At 71.8% G+C, this 13,917-nt stretch carries 13 protein-coding genes; 2 read left to right on the top strand and 11 right to left on the bottom strand.

Annotated features, from left to right (window positions below; translation table 11 throughout):
- Nucleotides 1-129: 129 nt before the first annotated feature.
- A complete protein-coding gene (locus OG439_RS03005; protein WP_326947787.1) occupies nt 130-1,059 on the bottom strand; it encodes a D-2-hydroxyacid dehydrogenase family protein in 930 nt (309 codons plus the stop codon).
- A 113-nt stretch (nt 1,060-1,172) separates the two neighbouring features.
- On the opposite strand from OG439_RS03005, the gene OG439_RS03000 reads away from it, so the two are divergent.
- Both OG439_RS03000 and OG439_RS02995 read left to right on the top strand, forming a co-directional pair.
- Nucleotides 1,173-1,619, top strand: coding sequence for a hypothetical protein (locus OG439_RS03000; protein ID WP_247049113.1), 447 nt, complete (start codon nt 1,173-1,175; stop codon nt 1,617-1,619).
- Nucleotides 1,620-1,644: 25 nt separating this feature from the next.
- Nucleotides 1,645-2,304: a TetR/AcrR family transcriptional regulator gene (locus tag OG439_RS02995; protein WP_326947786.1), complete on the top strand. Its 660-nt coding sequence runs from the start codon at nt 1,645-1,647 to the stop codon at nt 2,302-2,304.
- Here the strand turns inward: OG439_RS02995 and OG439_RS02990 are convergent.
- The 10 genes from OG439_RS02990 to OG439_RS02945 all read right to left on the bottom strand — a co-directional run bounded on the left by OG439_RS02990 (nt 2,255) and on the right by OG439_RS02945 (nt 13,817).
- Nucleotides 2,255-3,547, bottom strand: coding sequence for a GrpB family protein (locus OG439_RS02990; protein WP_326947785.1), 1,293 nt, complete (start codon nt 3,545-3,547; stop codon nt 2,255-2,257). The two genes, OG439_RS02995 and OG439_RS02990, sit on opposite strands and share 50 nt — an antisense overlap.
- A gap of 58 nt (nt 3,548-3,605) precedes the next feature.
- On the bottom strand, nt 3,606-4,436 hold the full coding sequence (locus tag OG439_RS02985; protein ID WP_326951479.1) for a shikimate dehydrogenase: 831 nt from the start codon (nt 4,434-4,436) through the stop codon (nt 3,606-3,608).
- A 16-nt stretch (nt 4,437-4,452) separates the two neighbouring features.
- Nucleotides 4,453-6,615 (bottom strand): endolytic transglycosylase MltG, encoded by a 2,163-nt coding sequence (gene mltG, locus OG439_RS02980; RefSeq protein ID WP_326947784.1) that lies wholly within the window; start codon nt 6,613-6,615, stop codon nt 4,453-4,455.
- On the bottom strand, nt 6,612-7,040 hold the full coding sequence (ruvX, locus tag OG439_RS02975) for a Holliday junction resolvase RuvX (RefSeq protein ID WP_230862612.1): 429 nt from the start codon (nt 7,038-7,040) through the stop codon (nt 6,612-6,614). Before ruvX ends, mltG begins: the two co-directional genes overlap by 4 nt.
- 64 nt (nt 7,041-7,104) lie before the next feature.
- Entirely contained in the window at nt 7,105-9,765 is a 2,661-nt protein-coding gene (gene alaS, locus OG439_RS02970) for an alanine--tRNA ligase (RefSeq protein WP_326947783.1), read from the bottom strand.
- 86 nt (nt 9,766-9,851) lie between these two features.
- Entirely contained in the window at nt 9,852-10,157 is a 306-nt protein-coding gene (locus tag OG439_RS02965; RefSeq protein WP_326947782.1) for a hypothetical protein, read from the bottom strand.
- Nucleotides 10,154-10,540 carry a DUF948 domain-containing protein gene (locus OG439_RS02960; protein ID WP_247049106.1) on the bottom strand — a complete coding sequence of 129 codons (387 nt, stop codon included), beginning with the start codon at nt 10,538-10,540 and terminating at the stop codon, nt 10,154-10,156. The genes OG439_RS02965 and OG439_RS02960 overlap by 4 nt, the downstream gene beginning before the upstream one ends.
- A 128-nt stretch (nt 10,541-10,668) precedes the next feature.
- Nucleotides 10,669-11,517, bottom strand: a complete 849-nt coding sequence (locus tag OG439_RS02955) for an NAD(P)-dependent oxidoreductase (RefSeq protein ID WP_326947781.1) — start codon at nt 11,515-11,517, stop codon at nt 10,669-10,671.
- A 115-nt stretch (nt 11,518-11,632) separates the two neighbouring features.
- Nucleotides 11,633-12,010 (bottom strand): VOC family protein, encoded by a 378-nt coding sequence (locus tag OG439_RS02950; protein ID WP_326947780.1) that lies wholly within the window; start codon nt 12,008-12,010, stop codon nt 11,633-11,635.
- A gap of 148 nt (nt 12,011-12,158) precedes the next feature.
- Nucleotides 12,159-13,817 (bottom strand): purple acid phosphatase family protein, encoded by a 1,659-nt coding sequence (locus tag OG439_RS02945; protein ID WP_326947779.1) that lies wholly within the window; start codon nt 13,815-13,817, stop codon nt 12,159-12,161.
- Nucleotides 13,818-13,917 lie beyond the last annotated feature (100 nt).

Here is a 13,917-nt window from a genome sequence, read left to right as displayed (position 1 = left end):
TTCAGCCGGATGGCCGCGCGGGGCAGGGTCCAACGGCCCTGCCCGGCGCGCGGGCCGGGTGGTGTCATCTAGGGGTGCGGGCCCGCCCGGGCCGGTGCGGGGACCTCGGGCCCCGGCGGGCCGCACGCCCTACTCCATGACGCGGATCGGGGCCCCCGCCTGGTAGGCCGCGATGTCCTCGACCGCGTCGCCGTAGAAGATCTCGTAGACCTCCCGCGTGACGAAGCCGATGTGCGGCGTCAGCGTCGCGTTCTCGAGCGTCCTCAGTGGATGGTCCGCCGGGAACGGCTCGGTGTCGTAGACGTCGATCGCCGCGCGGATCGCCTTGCGCCCCAACGCGTCGAGCAACGCCGTTTCGTCGACGATCGGGCCGCGCGAGGTGTTCACCAGCAACGCGCCCGGCTTCATCGCCGCCAGTTCGCCGGCCCCGACCAGGCCGCGGCTGCGGTCGCTGAGCACGAGGTGGATCGACAGCACGTCCGAGCGGGCGAACAGGTCCTCTTTGGACACCGCGGTGACGCCGTGCGGCTCGGCCTTCTCCGGCGTCAGGTTCTGGCTCCAGGCGATGGTCTCCATCCCGAAGACCTGCCCGATCTTCGCCGCGCCCGCACCGAGCCGGCCCAGGCCGAGCAGACCGAGCGTCTTGCCGTGCAGCATCGTGCCGACGCTCGTCTGCCAGCCGCCCTCGCGCATGGAGCGGAACTCCTGCGGCAGGTTGCGCGACGCCGCGAGGATCAACGCCCACGTGTGCTCGGCCGTCGGCTCGCCGATGTAGCCGGTGGCCGTCACGACGACGCCGTTGCGCCGCGCCGCCGAGACGTCGATGGCGGCGTTGCGCTTGCCGGTGCTGACGAGCAGCTTGAGATCGGGCAGCCGGTCGAGGACCTCGGCGGTGAACCGGGTCCGCTCGCGCATCGCGACGACGGCTTCGAAGCCCTGCAACTGTTCGACGACGTCGTCCAGCGGCTCGGTGAAGACCGTGATGTCGGCCCCCAGTGAGTCCCAGTCCCCGAAGGTGAGGGCGACGTTCTGGTAGTCGTCGAGAATGGCGATCCGCATGATCTCACCGTAGCCCGGCGACGCCCTTCCGGCCGACGTGACCCCGCTCTCTTGAACGTGTTCAAAACAAGGCCTACAGTCTGTCTTGAACACGTTCAAAACTTGGAGGGACCATGGAACCCGTTGTTGTCGCCTACGCGCTCTACCTGCTGATCAGCATCCCGTTGACGGTGCTCGTCGCCCGGACGCTCAGCAAGCACGGCCGCACCTTCCTCACCCAGGTCTTCGAGGACAGCCCCGGCCTGGCCAACGCCGTCAACCAGCTGCTGGTCGTCGGCTTCTACCTGATCAGCCTCGGCTTCGTGACGCTCTTCCTGACCAGCCGGGCCGACGTCGGCACCGCCCGCCAGGTGTTCGAGGTCGTCTCGGTGAAGGTCGGTGTCGTCGCGCTCGTGCTCGGCGTGATGCACCTGTTCAACGTCCTGGTGTTCAACGGCATCCGCCGCCGCCACCTCGCCCCGAAGGCCGCTCCCGCACCGCAGCAGCCGGTGTTCGCCGGCCGGCCCGTGCCCTACCCCGGCGCGCCGGGCCCGCAGGTCCCGCCCTTCCCCGCGCCCTGACGTGCCCGCCGCTAACGTGCAGACCGTGCCGAAGAGCGAGGAAACGCGGTCCCTGATCGTCACCACCGCCATGCGGTTGTTCACCGAGAACGGGTACGACCGCACGACGATGCGCGCGATCGCCGCCGAGGCCGGGGTCTCGGTCGGGAACGCGTACTACTACTTCTCCTCGAAGGAACAGCTGATCCAGGGGTTCTACGACGAGATCGCGCGGCTGCACCTGGACGCTGCCCGCGCTCAGCTCGTGCACGAGACCCGCTTCGCCGACCGCTTGAAGACGGTCCTGCTGTGCTGGCTCGAGCTGGCCGAGCCCTACCACCGCTTCGGGACGCAGTTCTTCGTCAACGCGGCCGACCCGGAGTCCCCGCTGAGCCCGTTCAGCGAGGAGTCCTCGGCCGCCCGCACCGCCTCGATCGAGCTGATGCGCGAGGTCGTCGACGGCTCCGACGTCAAGCTCGACCCGGAGCTGCGGGCGCAGCTGCCCGAGCTGCTGTGGCTCTTCCAGATGGGCGTGGTGCTCTTCTGGGTGCACGACCGCTCGGCCGGCGAGAAGCGCAGCAAGATGCTGGTCGAGCGCAGTGTCCCGCTGCTCGCCCGGCTGGCCGCGCTCTCCCGGCTGCGGGTGTTCCGCCCCGTCAGCCGGGAGATCGTCGACCTGATCCAAGACCTGGCCAAGCGGGACTGAACGCCCGGAAGTAGAGGAACCGCGGCTTGGTCCGCAGGTTCTTCGCCCACTTCGGGTCGGCTTCGTCGGCCTCGGGCACCGGCATCGGCTCGACCAGCCGGTCGACGGCGAACCCGGCGTCGCGGACCGCGCCGAACATCCAGCTCAGCGGCCGCCGGTAGAACCGGACGGGGTGCGGTCGCCCGCCGAGCCCGAAGTCGTCTTCGAGCAGCTCGACCTCGAAGTAGTTCTCCTTGTCGAACCAGTGCCAGTCCTCGCCGGGGTGGTGCACCGAGAACACCAGCGCGCCCCCGGGCTTCAGGACCCGGCGGAACTCGGCCAGGGTGGCGTCCCAGTCCTTCAGGTAGTGCAGCACGAGCGACGCGGTGATCACGTCGATCGAGCCGTCCGCCAGGTCGAGCGGCCGGGAGACGTCGGCGTGCTCGAACCGCGCGACGTCGCCGAACTTCTCGCGCGCGACGGCGACCATGCCCGCGCTGGCGTCGACGCCCACGACGTCGGCGCCTCGCTCGGCCAGCAGCGCGCTCAGGTGCCCGGCCGCGCAGCCGACGTCCAGCACGCGCTTGGCTTCGACGTCCCCCGCCAGCTCCACGATCGCGGGCCGGTCGTAGAGGGCGTTGGTGACGGACTTCCCGGCGTGCTCGGCGTAGGCCTCGCTGTAGTCGTCGTACTGCTCGGCGCGGGCGCGGGCGAGGATCTCCTCGACCACCTCGGTCTTGGCGTCGGCGTAGTTCTGGACGTACTTCCACTCCCGCGCGGCCAGCTCGCGCTTCTTCGCGGCGTAGAGCTCCAGCTCCTCCGGGTGCGACCGCAGGCGGTCGCGGAAGAGCCGGTAGCGCGCCGCCTGGCCGTTGCCCGGCGAGTACGTGTGCAGGTTGACGTTCGTGTCCGGGCCCTTGAAGCAGCGGTGCTTCTCCCAGTCCGGCTCACGGATGACGAGCCGGTAGCCCGCACCTTCCAGCGCCGGGACGTAGACGCTCTCGTCGTCGGAGTCCGGCACCTCGAGGTAGATGTCGACGCACGGCTTGGCGCACAGGCCGGGCACCGACGTCGACCCGACGTGCTCCAGGGCGAGCACCTGCTCCCCCAGGGCACCGCGGATCCGCTCGGCTTCGCGCTCGAAGGCCGCCGGCCACGCCGGGTCGTAGTCGACGAGCGTCACGGTCGAGTCGAGCTTGGGCGGCTCGCCGCCGACCCAGGCGCTCTCCAACTGGTCGTCGTTCAGCGCTTCTTGACTGGTCATTCCGGTAGACCCCCTTGTTCAAGGCAGTCGGCCAGAATATCAACCTGGGGCAAGCGGTTTACCCGATCGGCAGCGGCAGCAGGTTCCCGGTCGCTTCGCGCAGCGCGTCGCGCATCGCCGCGCGCGGGGCCGGCCGGCCGGTGAAGTGCTCGGCCTGGCCGAACGCCTGGTGCAGCAGCATGTCCAGCCCGGTCGCGAGCTTGCCGCCGCGGCGGGCGACGGCGTCGGCGAGCGGCGTCGGCCACGGGTGGTAGATGACGTCGAGCACGTGCGCGACGGCCGCGAGGTCGGCGACGTGCGCCGAGACGGCGTCCGGCGGGACGGTGTTCACCAGCACCGCGGCTTCGGCGGCCAGCGCCGCGAAGTCCGTTTCGGCCCACCGCAGCACCTCGACGTCGAGGGACGCCCGCTTCGCCGCGTCGAGGGTTTCGCCGGCCCGCGCGGGTTCCCGCACGACCAGCCGCACCTGACGCACACCCAGCGCCGCCAGCCCGACGACCGCGGCGGCCGCGGTACCGCCCGCGCCGAGCACGATCGCCGTGTCCGACGGCGACGGGCTGTACCCGCCCGCCGCGCGCAGGGCGCCGGTGACGCCCTCGACGTCGGTGCAGTCCGCGAGCCAGCCCTTCGCCGTGCGGACCAGCGTGTTGGCCGCGCCGACCGCGGCCGCCCGCGCCGTCACCTCGTCCGCGTGGTCCAGCGCCGCGCGCTTGCCCGGCATCGTGACCGAGAGCCCGGCCCACTCCGGGCCGAGGCCCTCGACCAGCGCCGGGAGCTCGTCGGCGGCCGTCTCGATGCGCTCGTAGGTCCAGCCGGTCAGGCCGAGCGCGGCGAACGCGGCGCCGTGCAGGACCGGGGACAGCGAGTGCGCCACCGGCTTGCCCAGCACGGCCGCCTTGCGCGGCTCAGATGACACCGCGATCCCTGGCCAGGTCCCGGTTCTTGTTGTGCTCGTCGTTGGTGACCGCGAAGCAGGACAGGCCGTTCTTCTCGCACTTGACGAAGTAGACCCAGTCGCCCGCGACCGGGTGCACCGCGGCCTGGATGGCCTCGGGGCTGGGCACCGAGATCGGCGTCGGGGTCAGCCCGGTGTTCTTGTACGTGTTGTACGGCCCGGCCTTGATCCGCTCGGTCTCGTCGGTCAGCAGGGTCGGCTTGTCCAGCACGTAGTTGACCGTGGAGTCCATCTGCAGCCGCATGTTGATCGCCAGCCGGTTGTAGATCACCCGGGAGAGCTTGCCGAAGTCGGCCTTCACCGCTTCCCGCTCGATGATCGAGGCGATGATCAGCGTCTGGTACGGCGTCATGCCCGGACCGGTCGACTGCGGGCTCAGCCCGGCGTTCTGGATCGCCTCGGTCGAGCTGCGGACCAGCTGGCCGATGATCTCGAGCGCGGTCGCCCCGGGCTTGACGTCGTAGAGGCCCGGCGCGATCAGGCCCTCCAGCCTGCGGTCCTTGCGGTCGGCCTTGTTCGCGTCGGCGACCGCCCAGTCGGGCACGCCCAGCGTCTTGAGGTCCGCCCCGTCGACGGCCTTGCGCAGGTCGTCGGTGGTCACGCAGGTGCTCTTGCCGTCGATCTGCGCGCACGACGCCTTCGCCATCAGGCTGTACACACCGGGCGTGATCTTGCCGTCGGGCTGGGTGATGTCGTCGAACTGCGTGTACGGCCGGACCTCCAGCTGCCCGACCCGCGAGGTCGGCGCGACGATCCGGTCGACCGCGCTGGCCCCGGACATGTGCGACTTCATGACGTAGAAGCCGTGCTGGATCTTCGACAGCTTCGGGTTGTCCGCGCCGGCCTTCACGAAGGCCTTGCTGCTGGCGACGACGCCCGCCGTCGTCAGCTTGGCGCCGATCGCCGACGTCGAGTCGCCGTCGTCGACCTGGAACAGGACGTCGCCGTCGCCGGCGCCGTCGTAGTCCTCGTAGCCGAAGAACCGGTTGAAGCCGTAGTAGGCGCCGCCGGCGAGCAGGACGATCACCGCGACCGCGGCGATCCAGCCGAGCGCGCGCTTGCCCTTCTTCTTCCGGGGCTTCTTCGGCTCTTCCTCGTAGTCGTCGTAGTCCTCTTCGTACTCCGGCTCGTCGTAGCCGTCTTCGGCGTACTCACCGTCGTAGTCGTCGTCGTACTCCGCGTACTCGTCGTACTCGTCCTCGGCGAAGAGGGCGTCCCCGGCCGGCTGCTCCTCGTGCGGCGCGCGGACGGGCTCCGGCGCCGGGGGCGGTGCGGTCTGCGCGGGGATGATGTCGGTGACCGGCTCCTCGCGCACCGGCGGGGGCGGCGGGCGGCGCCGGCGCGGCGGCTCGGCGCCGGGCGCGGGCACGCCGGCAGGGCGGTCACCCGGCTGGACGGACCGTCGCGCGGGCGGCTGGGCGGCGGCGGGCGGCTCGGCGGCCGCACGACGGCGCTGCGGAGCCTCGCTTTCGACCGGTTCCGGGGCGGCGCGACGCCGTCTCGGGGCCTCGGCCGGCTCTTCGGGCTCCGGGCGACGCCGGCGAGGCGCCTCGGCCACTTCTTCGGGTTCGGGGGCCGGACGACGCCGTCGTGGCGGCTCGGGGGCCTCTTCCGGCTCGGGAGCGCGGCGCCGTCGGGGGGCCTGGACCTCCGAGCCCTCGTCGAGACCGTGCCGGGCGTGGGCGGCGCGCGCCGGGGCGGCCCGGCGGGCCTGCGGGTCGAGCTCGTCGTCGACCGGGGGCAGCGCGTCCGGCGGTTCGAGCCGGCGACGGCGCCCTGTCGGCGGCGCGTCGCGGCGCGGGTCGGCGGCCGGGGGTTCGGCGGGCCGGCCCTGCCGGGACGGTTGCGGCAGATCGTGGTAGCCGCTCGGCTGCTGCGGCTGCTGTGCGCGCCGCGGCGGCACCTCGTGCCGGTCGCTCGGCTGCTGCGGACGGCGGGACGGCTGGGGCAGCTCGTGGTAGCCGCTCTGCGGCTGCGCACGGCGCTGTTCGGCGGCCCGCGGGTCACGCGGGTCGGCTCGGCGGGGCGCGGGGCGGGCCGGCGGCGGGGCCGCGTCTTCCGGCTCCCGCAGCCTCCGGCGGCCTCGCGGGCGCTCAGGCTCCTCGTCGTTCATCGGTCTCCCTCCCGGGCGCGGTGCGCAGCAGCGGCGTCGATCCAGGCCTGCAGGATCTCGACGGCGGCGGCCTGGTCGACCACCGCTCGCTGCTTGCGGCCTTTGACCCCGCGCTGGGAGAGGATGCGGGATGCGGTGACCGTGGTCAGCCGCTCGTCGCCCAGCCGGACCGGCACGGGCGCGACGCGCCCGGCCAGACGTTCAGAATACGCGATCGCCAGCTCGGCCGCCGGACCCTGCCGGTTGGCGAGCGTGCGCGGCAAGCCCACGATCACCTCGACCACCTCGTGCTCGGTGACGAGGGCGGCCAGCTGGTCCAGATCACTGTCGTCGGTCGCATCGCGGGAGAGGGTAACCAATGGCGACGCGAGCACGGGCGCCGGATCGCTCAGAGCGACCCCGACCCGGACGGATCCGACATCCACCCCGAGCCGCCGGCCGCGGCCCGGATCGCCGGGGCCGGGGCGATCCGGGCCGCGGTTTCCGCGGTTAACCAATGCCGGCGATCGCCGCGCGCAGGGCCGTGACCGCGTCGGCCGCGCCGGCCGGGTTCGTGCCACCGCCCTGGGCCATGTCGGGCTTGCCGCCACCGCGGCCGCCGATCGCGCCGGCGAACGACGGGACGAGCTTGCCCGCGGCGACGCCCTTGTCCTGCGCCGCCTTCGTCGTCGCGACGACGAAGCTGAGCTTGTCGCCCGCCGGCGAGAACAGCGCCACCACGCCGGGCCGCGAGCCGAGGCGGCCGCGCAGGTCCGAGGCAAGGGCGCGCAGGCCGTTGCCGTCGACGTCCGGGACGACCTCGGCGACGACCGTGACGCCGCCGACGTCCTGCGCCTTGTCGAGCAGCGCGCCCGCCGAGCCCAGCACCTGCTGGGTCTTCAGCTGGGCGATCTCCTTCTCGGCGTTCTTCAGCCGGGTCAGGACGTCCTCGATGCGGCCCGGCAGCTCGTCCGAGGGCACCTTGAACGTGTTCGCCAGCTGCGAGACCAGCAGCTGCTCCTTGCGGACGTACTTCAGCGCGTCACCGCCGACGAGCGCCTCGACGCGGTGCACGCCGGAGCCGATCGACGCGTCGGAGACCAGCTTGACCAGGCCGAGCTGGCCGATCCGGTCCACGTGCGTGCCACCGCAGAGCTCGCGGGAGTACTCGCCCATGTCGACCACGCGGACGTCGTTGCCGTACTTCTCGCCGAACAGCGCGACCGCGCCCAGCTCGAGGGCCTTGTCCTTGGTCGTGGTGAAGCTGTTGACCTCCACGTCGGTCTGCAGGTAGTCGTTGACCTCCTGCTCGACCTCGGTCAGCACGTCCGCCGAGACCGAGCCGGGCGTGGTGAAGTCGAACCGCATCCGGCCCGGCGAGTTCAGCGAACCCGCCTGCGCCGCGCGCTTGCCGTAGGCGCCGCGGACCGCCGCGTGCACCAGGTGGGTCGCGGAGTGCGAGCGCTCGATGGACAGCCGGCGGTGCGCGTCGACCGAGCCGGTGACCTTGGAGTCCAGGCCGACCTCGCCGTCGAGCACCTCGACGCGGTGCACGAACAGCCCCGGGACGATCTTCTGGACGTCCAGGACCTTCAGCTCGACGCCGTCGCCGAGCAGCACACCGGTGTCGGCGACCTGGCCGCCGCTCTCGGCGTAGAACGGGGTGCGGTCGAGGACCAGCTCGGCCTTCTTGCCCGCCGAGACGCTGCGGACCGGCTGCCCGTCTTCGAGCAGCGCGACGACCTTCGCCTCGGCCTGCAGGTCGGAGTAGCCGAGGAACTCGGTCTCGCCGTGCTGCTCCAGGACCTTCCGGTACTCCGAGAGGTCGCCGTGGCCGGTCTTGCGGGCCGCCGCGTCCGCCTTCGCGCGGGTGCGCTGCTCGTTCATGAGCGTGCGGAAGCCGTCTTCGTCGACGCTCAGGCCCTGCTCGGACGCCATTTCCAAGGTCAGGTCGATCGGGAAGCCGTAGGTGTCGTGCAGCTGGAACGCCTTGTCGCCGGCCAGGACGTCACCGCCGCCGCGCTTGGTCTCCTCGGCCGCCATGTCGAAGATGCGCGACCCGCTGGTCAGCGTGGCGAGGAACGCCTCCTCCTCGATCCGGACGACCTCGTTGATCCGGTCGAAGCCGCTGACGAGCTCGGGGTAGGTCGGGCCCATCGTGTCGCGCACGACCGCGGCGAACGACTGCAGCACCGGCTCGTGCACGCCGAGCAGGCGCGAGGAGCGGACGATGCGGCGCAGCAGCCGGCGCAGCACGTACCCGCGGCCGTCGTTGCCCGGGGTGACGCCGTCGCCGATCAGCAGGACGCCGGTGCGGGCGTGGTCGGCGATCACGCGGAAGCGGACGTCGTCGGCGTGGTTGCCGCCGTAGCGGCGGCCGGAGAACTCCTCGGCGCGGCCGATCACCGGACGCACCAGGTCCGTCTCGTAGACGTTCTCGACGCCCTGCAGGATCGTCGCGACGCGCTCGACGCCCATGCCGGTGTCGATGTTCTTCTTCGGCAGCTCACCGATCGGCTTGTGCCCGAGCTTGGGGCTCAGCTCGCCGCGGATGTCCTGCATGAAGACGAGGTTCCAGATCTCGATGTAGCGGTCCTCGTCCGCGACCGGGCCGCCCTCGCGGCCGTACGCCGGGCCGCGGTCGTAGTAGATCTCCGAGCACGGGCCGCCGGGACCGGGCACGCCCATGTCCCAGTAGTTGTCCTTGCCGTCGCGCACCTGGATGCGCTCGCCGGGCAGGCCGGTGAGCTTGCGCCACAGGCCGGCCGCCTCGGCGTCGTCCTCGTAGACCGTCGCCCACAGGCGGTTCGGGTCGAGGCCGTAACCGCCGTCGCTCTGGAGCTTGGTGATCAGCTCCCAGGCGTACTCGATGGCGCCTTCCTTGAAGTAGTCGCCGAAGGAGAAGTTGCCGGCCATCTGGAAGAACGTGTTGTGCCGGGTGGTCTTGCCGACCTCGTCGATGTCCGGGGTGCGCACGCACTTCTGCACGGAGGTCGCGCGCGGGTACGGCGGCGGCGCCTCACCGAGGAAGTACGGCTTGAACTGGACCATGCCGGCGTTGACGAAGAGCAGGTTCGGGTCGTCGAGGATCAGCGGCGCGCTGGGCACGCGCGTGTGGCCCTTGCTCTCGTAATGGCGCAGGAAACGGTCGGTGATTTCGTGTGTGTCCACGGGTCAGGTCCTTGTGCTGGTGCTGGTGCCGGAGTGCAGGGATGACGACGGCGGCGGAGCGGCTTCCGGGTCGCGAAGGCGACCGGTCAGCCCTCCGCCCGGCGAGCTCGCCGGGCGGGCCGCCGGGCTTCGGCGGCGTGCCGGCCCGAGGCCTGCGGCGTCACCACACCCGACCGCTGCTCGACCATCTCGTGCAACTCCTGCTCCCGCTCGCTCATGCCCGCGCGCACCTCGGCGCCGAACGAACCCACGGCGCCCGCCAGCTCGCGCACGGCGTCACCCAGGTTCGATGCTATCCCGGTGGGAGTGGCCTGACGAGCGGTTTCGGCGGCCTTGCGGGACAGCGCGACCCCGGCGACCACGCCGACGCCGAGCCAGAACAGCCGCTTCACTTCGCGGCCTTCTTCGCGGCCTTGGCGGCGTTCTTCTTCTTGCGCGCCCGGATCGCCTTGCTGAGCCCGTAGGACAGCGCGGCGGTCTTGACCAGCGGCCCGCCCAGCGTCGCGGTGAACACCGACGTCAACGCGGAGACGTTCCCGGTGACGGCCTGCGCGTTCGACGTGATCCCGTCCACCCGCTCGAGCTGGGCGTTGACGTGGGTGATCGTCTGGTTCGCGCCGACCAGCAGCGGATCGGTGTTGCTGTTGGTGCGCTCGATCGCCTCGGTGGCCGCGTCCAGCGTCTTGCCGAGCTTGATCAGCGGGATCGCCAGCAGGACGACCAGCACCACGAATGCTCCTGCGGCGATCAACGCGGCGATCTGCCCTGCCGACACGGGCCCTCCTCGGTTCACTGGGACTTGGAGTCTTGGGTGCTGGTGAGGTTACCGCCTGGCCGGGTCCCCGACCGTGTCACCCCGCCGCACTGTCACGGTCCGCACCGGGGGCCGCGGGCGTGGACCGCTCAGCCACGCTCCTTGAGCACCGCCCGGTAGAGGGCCGCCATGTCCTCGTCGCCGTGGCCGGCTTCGACCGCCGTCTCCAGGTGCGACAAGACCGCCCGGGCGCCCGCCACGTCGACGGTGTCGCCCGCGGCCTCGACGACCAGGCCGGCGTCCTTCGCCGCCAGGCTCGCCGGGAACGACGGCTCGTAGTCGCCCGACAGCATCGCCGCGCCCTTCACGTGCGCGTAGCCGACGTCCAGGCCGCCGCCCTTGATCGTCTCCAGGAACAACGCCGGGTCCAGGCCCAGCGCGCCGGCGAGGCCGAGGCTCTCGGCCGTGCCGTTGGTGAGCGTCAGCACCCACGCGTTCAGCACCAGCTTCAGCCGGCTGCCCTGGCCGGCCGGGCCGAGCCAGCGCGTGCGGATCGCGACGGCGTCGAACACCGGCGTCGCGGCCGGGCGAGCCTCCTCCGGGCCGGACGCCAGTACCTGCAGCTGCGCCTGCTCGGCCGGCTGCCGGGTGCCGAGGACCGGCGCGTCGACGAACACCACGCCCGCCTTCTCCGCCAGCGCGGCGAGCCGGTCGGTCCAGTCGAGGCCGACCGTGCTCATCTGCAGCCACAACGTGCCCGAAGCGGGCGAAGCGGCTTCGAACGCCGACGCGACGGCGGGACCGTCGGCCAGCATCGTCACCAGGATGTCGGCGCCGTCGGCCGCCGCGGCGGCCGAATCGGCCACCGTCGCGACGTCGGCGAGGGGCTCGGCCTTCGCCCGCGTCCGGTTCCAGACGCGGACGTCGAGGCCCGCCTTCGCGATGTTGGCCGCCATGGCGGCGCCCATGATCCCGGTACCGAGGAACGCGATGCTCATGCGCCCCATCGTGCCGAAGACTCCGCCGCCGCGCAGTCCACGGACGGATGAGCGAGGGAGTTCCGCGCCACCGAAGGCTTCTACGGCAAGCACTTCGCGGCGGAAGTACCCGCGGTCAGTAGTCGCCGAGGAGGCAGAACGGGTGGCCCGCCGGGTCGGCGTAGACGCGCCAGCCCCGGCCGCCGAGGTCGGGGTCGAGCAGCCGGCCGCCGTACGCGAGAACCTGGTGGTGCGTCTGGGCGAGGTTGTCGACCTCGAAGTCGAGGTGGAACTGCTGCGGGTGGGCCGGATCCGGCCAGCGCGGCGGCTGGTGGCCGGGAGCGCGCTGGAACCCCAGGACCATGCCGTTCACGTGCAGGGTCGACCAGTCCTCGTCCACCCGCCAGCGGGGGTCCGGGAGATCCACCTCGCCGCCCATGATCGCTTGGTAGAAGTACGCGAGCACGACGGGTTCCGGACAGTCCAGGACGATGCACTGCAGCGTCGCGGGCACGGGGATGCCTCCTGCCTTCGCTGGGCCGCCCCCCTGTGTTCAGGCCGCCCCAAGCCGCGAAGCTTACGAAACCCGATGATCTTGCTGCCTCCGGCCCACGTTCGGTGCCCGTTCCCGCACGGGCCGTGCGGGAGCGGGCCCGCGATCCTCAGGCGTCGCCCGGGTCCGCACCGACCTGTGCCGAGCCACCGGAACCGCCGAAGTCGCCCGTCGCGGTGTGCAGGCCCGCGGTGCGGCGCAAGGAGAATCTGTCGATTTCGACGCCGTCGTTGCGCAGTGTCCGCACGGTCAGCGTGGTCTTCCGGCCGAACCACGCCGGCTCGACGTCGATCGCGAGGAACGAGTAACCGGTGTAGCGCACCCGCGACCAGCCGACGGTCTCCGTCTCCTGCCCGCCGCCCTTCACCCAGTGGTAGCTGGTGAACTCGCCGTCGAAGGTGTCCGGCACCGGGAAGCTGTAGACGCTGCGGCCCCCGCCGCCGCAGGTGGCGTAGACCGTGCCGTCGCGGTCCGGGTCGACGGTGTCGCCGATGGCGACCTTCTTCGTGACGCGGCCGCCGCGCAGCGCGTCGGTGCGCTCGTAGATGTGGTTGTGCCCGTTGACGACCAGGTCGACGTGGAACTGGTCGAACAGCGGCACCCACTCCTCCCGCACGCCGCCTTCGGACGCGTGCTGGTTGGTCGTCGAGTAGGCGCAGTGGTGGAAGAACACCACGACGAAGTCGACGTCCGGCTGCAGGCGCAGGTACCGCAGGCGGCGCTTGAGCCACGCCGTCTGGGAGCCGTGCGAGTAGCCGCGGTTGGCCGGGATCTCGTACGAGACGTCGTTGGCGTCCAAGGAGATCACGCCGACGTTGCCGTAGATGAACGAGTACACGCTCGGGCAGTCGGCCGGGCCACTGCCGGGGAAGTCCCAGCGCTTGGTCTGGCCGCCGTAGCCGTCGGGCGAGTACAGCGCTTCCATGTCGTGGTTGCCGGTCGTGACCATCCACGGCACGGACGCGGCGACGCCCTCGATCTGGTTGTAGTAGGCGTCCCAGACCTTCGGGTCGTACAGGTCGTGGGTGCCGTCGGCGACCGGGCCGGGCGGCAGGCCCGCGCCGCTCGGGTCGGCGTAGGCGATGTCACCGGCGAGGAGGTGGAAGCGCGGGTGCTGCTTGGCGACCGCGCCGTCCTGGGCCAGCGCGGTCGTGGAGACACCCTGGTCGCCGAACGCGGTGAAGGTGAACTTCCCCGCCGGGAAGCCGCGTGCGGGCGCGGTCGTGAACGTCGAGAGCGCGGCGGGGCCGCCGTCGCCGTTCGCCGGGTCGAAGCCGTCGTGGCCGACCGCGTAGGTGTAGGTGCGGCCGGGCGTCAGACGGCTCGCCTCGGCGTGCAGGTAGTACTGGTCGTACGGCGGGATGACCCCGGCGACCTCGGAGTGCAGCGCCCGCGTCTCGGCCGGGATCCGGTGCCCCCACTGGTATCCGTGGCGGTCATGGTGCTGTGCCGATGGGTTCTCGCCGGGAAAGCGTGGCTCGAACTCGGCGACGCGCAGGAAGGGGTTCTTCACGCGCGTCGGCACCTGCCAGGCGACGCGGACGTCCGTGCGCGGGTTGCGCCCGAAGGCGAGGTGACGCCCGGCCGGGGCGACCTTCGCGCCGTCGGCGTAGGCGGTGCCGGGCAGCAGCATCGGGCCGGCGGCGAGCAGGGCACCGGTGGCGGCGGCGCCCTTCAGCAGGGAACGACGGGAGAGGTACTCGTGCTGCTCGGCCATGGTGAGGCGGGCAGCCAGTGCGTCGGGAACGCCGACTCTCGGGATTTCCATGCGCGGATGCTCGCCGACGCACGTGCCCGGATCGCGTCGGCCGGGCGAACACCAGCCGTCCAGTTCCCCCGGGCTCTCCCAAGGGATTCCCAAGCCGCCT

It is taken from the genome of Amycolatopsis sp. NBC_01307 (genome assembly GCF_035975215.1).
Lineage (GTDB): Bacteria > Actinomycetota > Actinomycetes > Mycobacteriales > Pseudonocardiaceae > Amycolatopsis.
The sequence above is the reverse complement of the archived record's forward strand: the minus strand, read 5'-3'. Positions and strand labels throughout refer to the sequence as shown.

Coding starts and splice junctions, on each gene's coding strand:
- OG439_RS03005 (WP_326947787.1), bottom strand. CDS start 1,059: ATGCGGATCGCCATTCTCGACGACTACCAGAACGTCGCCCTCACCTTC.
- OG439_RS03000 (WP_247049113.1), top strand. CDS start 1,173: ATGGAACCCGTTGTTGTCGCCTACGCGCTCTACCTGCTGATCAGCATC.
- OG439_RS02990 (WP_326947785.1), bottom strand. CDS start 3,547: ATGACCAGTCAAGAAGCGCTGAACGACGACCAGTTGGAGAGCGCCTGG.
- mltG (WP_326947784.1), bottom strand. CDS start 6,615: ATGAACGACGAGGAGCCTGAGCGCCCGCGAGGCCGCCGGAGGCTGCGG.
- OG439_RS02955 (WP_326947781.1), bottom strand. CDS start 11,517: ATGAGCATCGCGTTCCTCGGTACCGGGATCATGGGCGCCGCCATGGCG.
- OG439_RS02945 (WP_326947779.1), bottom strand. CDS start 13,817: ATGGAAATCCCGAGAGTCGGCGTTCCCGACGCACTGGCTGCCCGCCTC.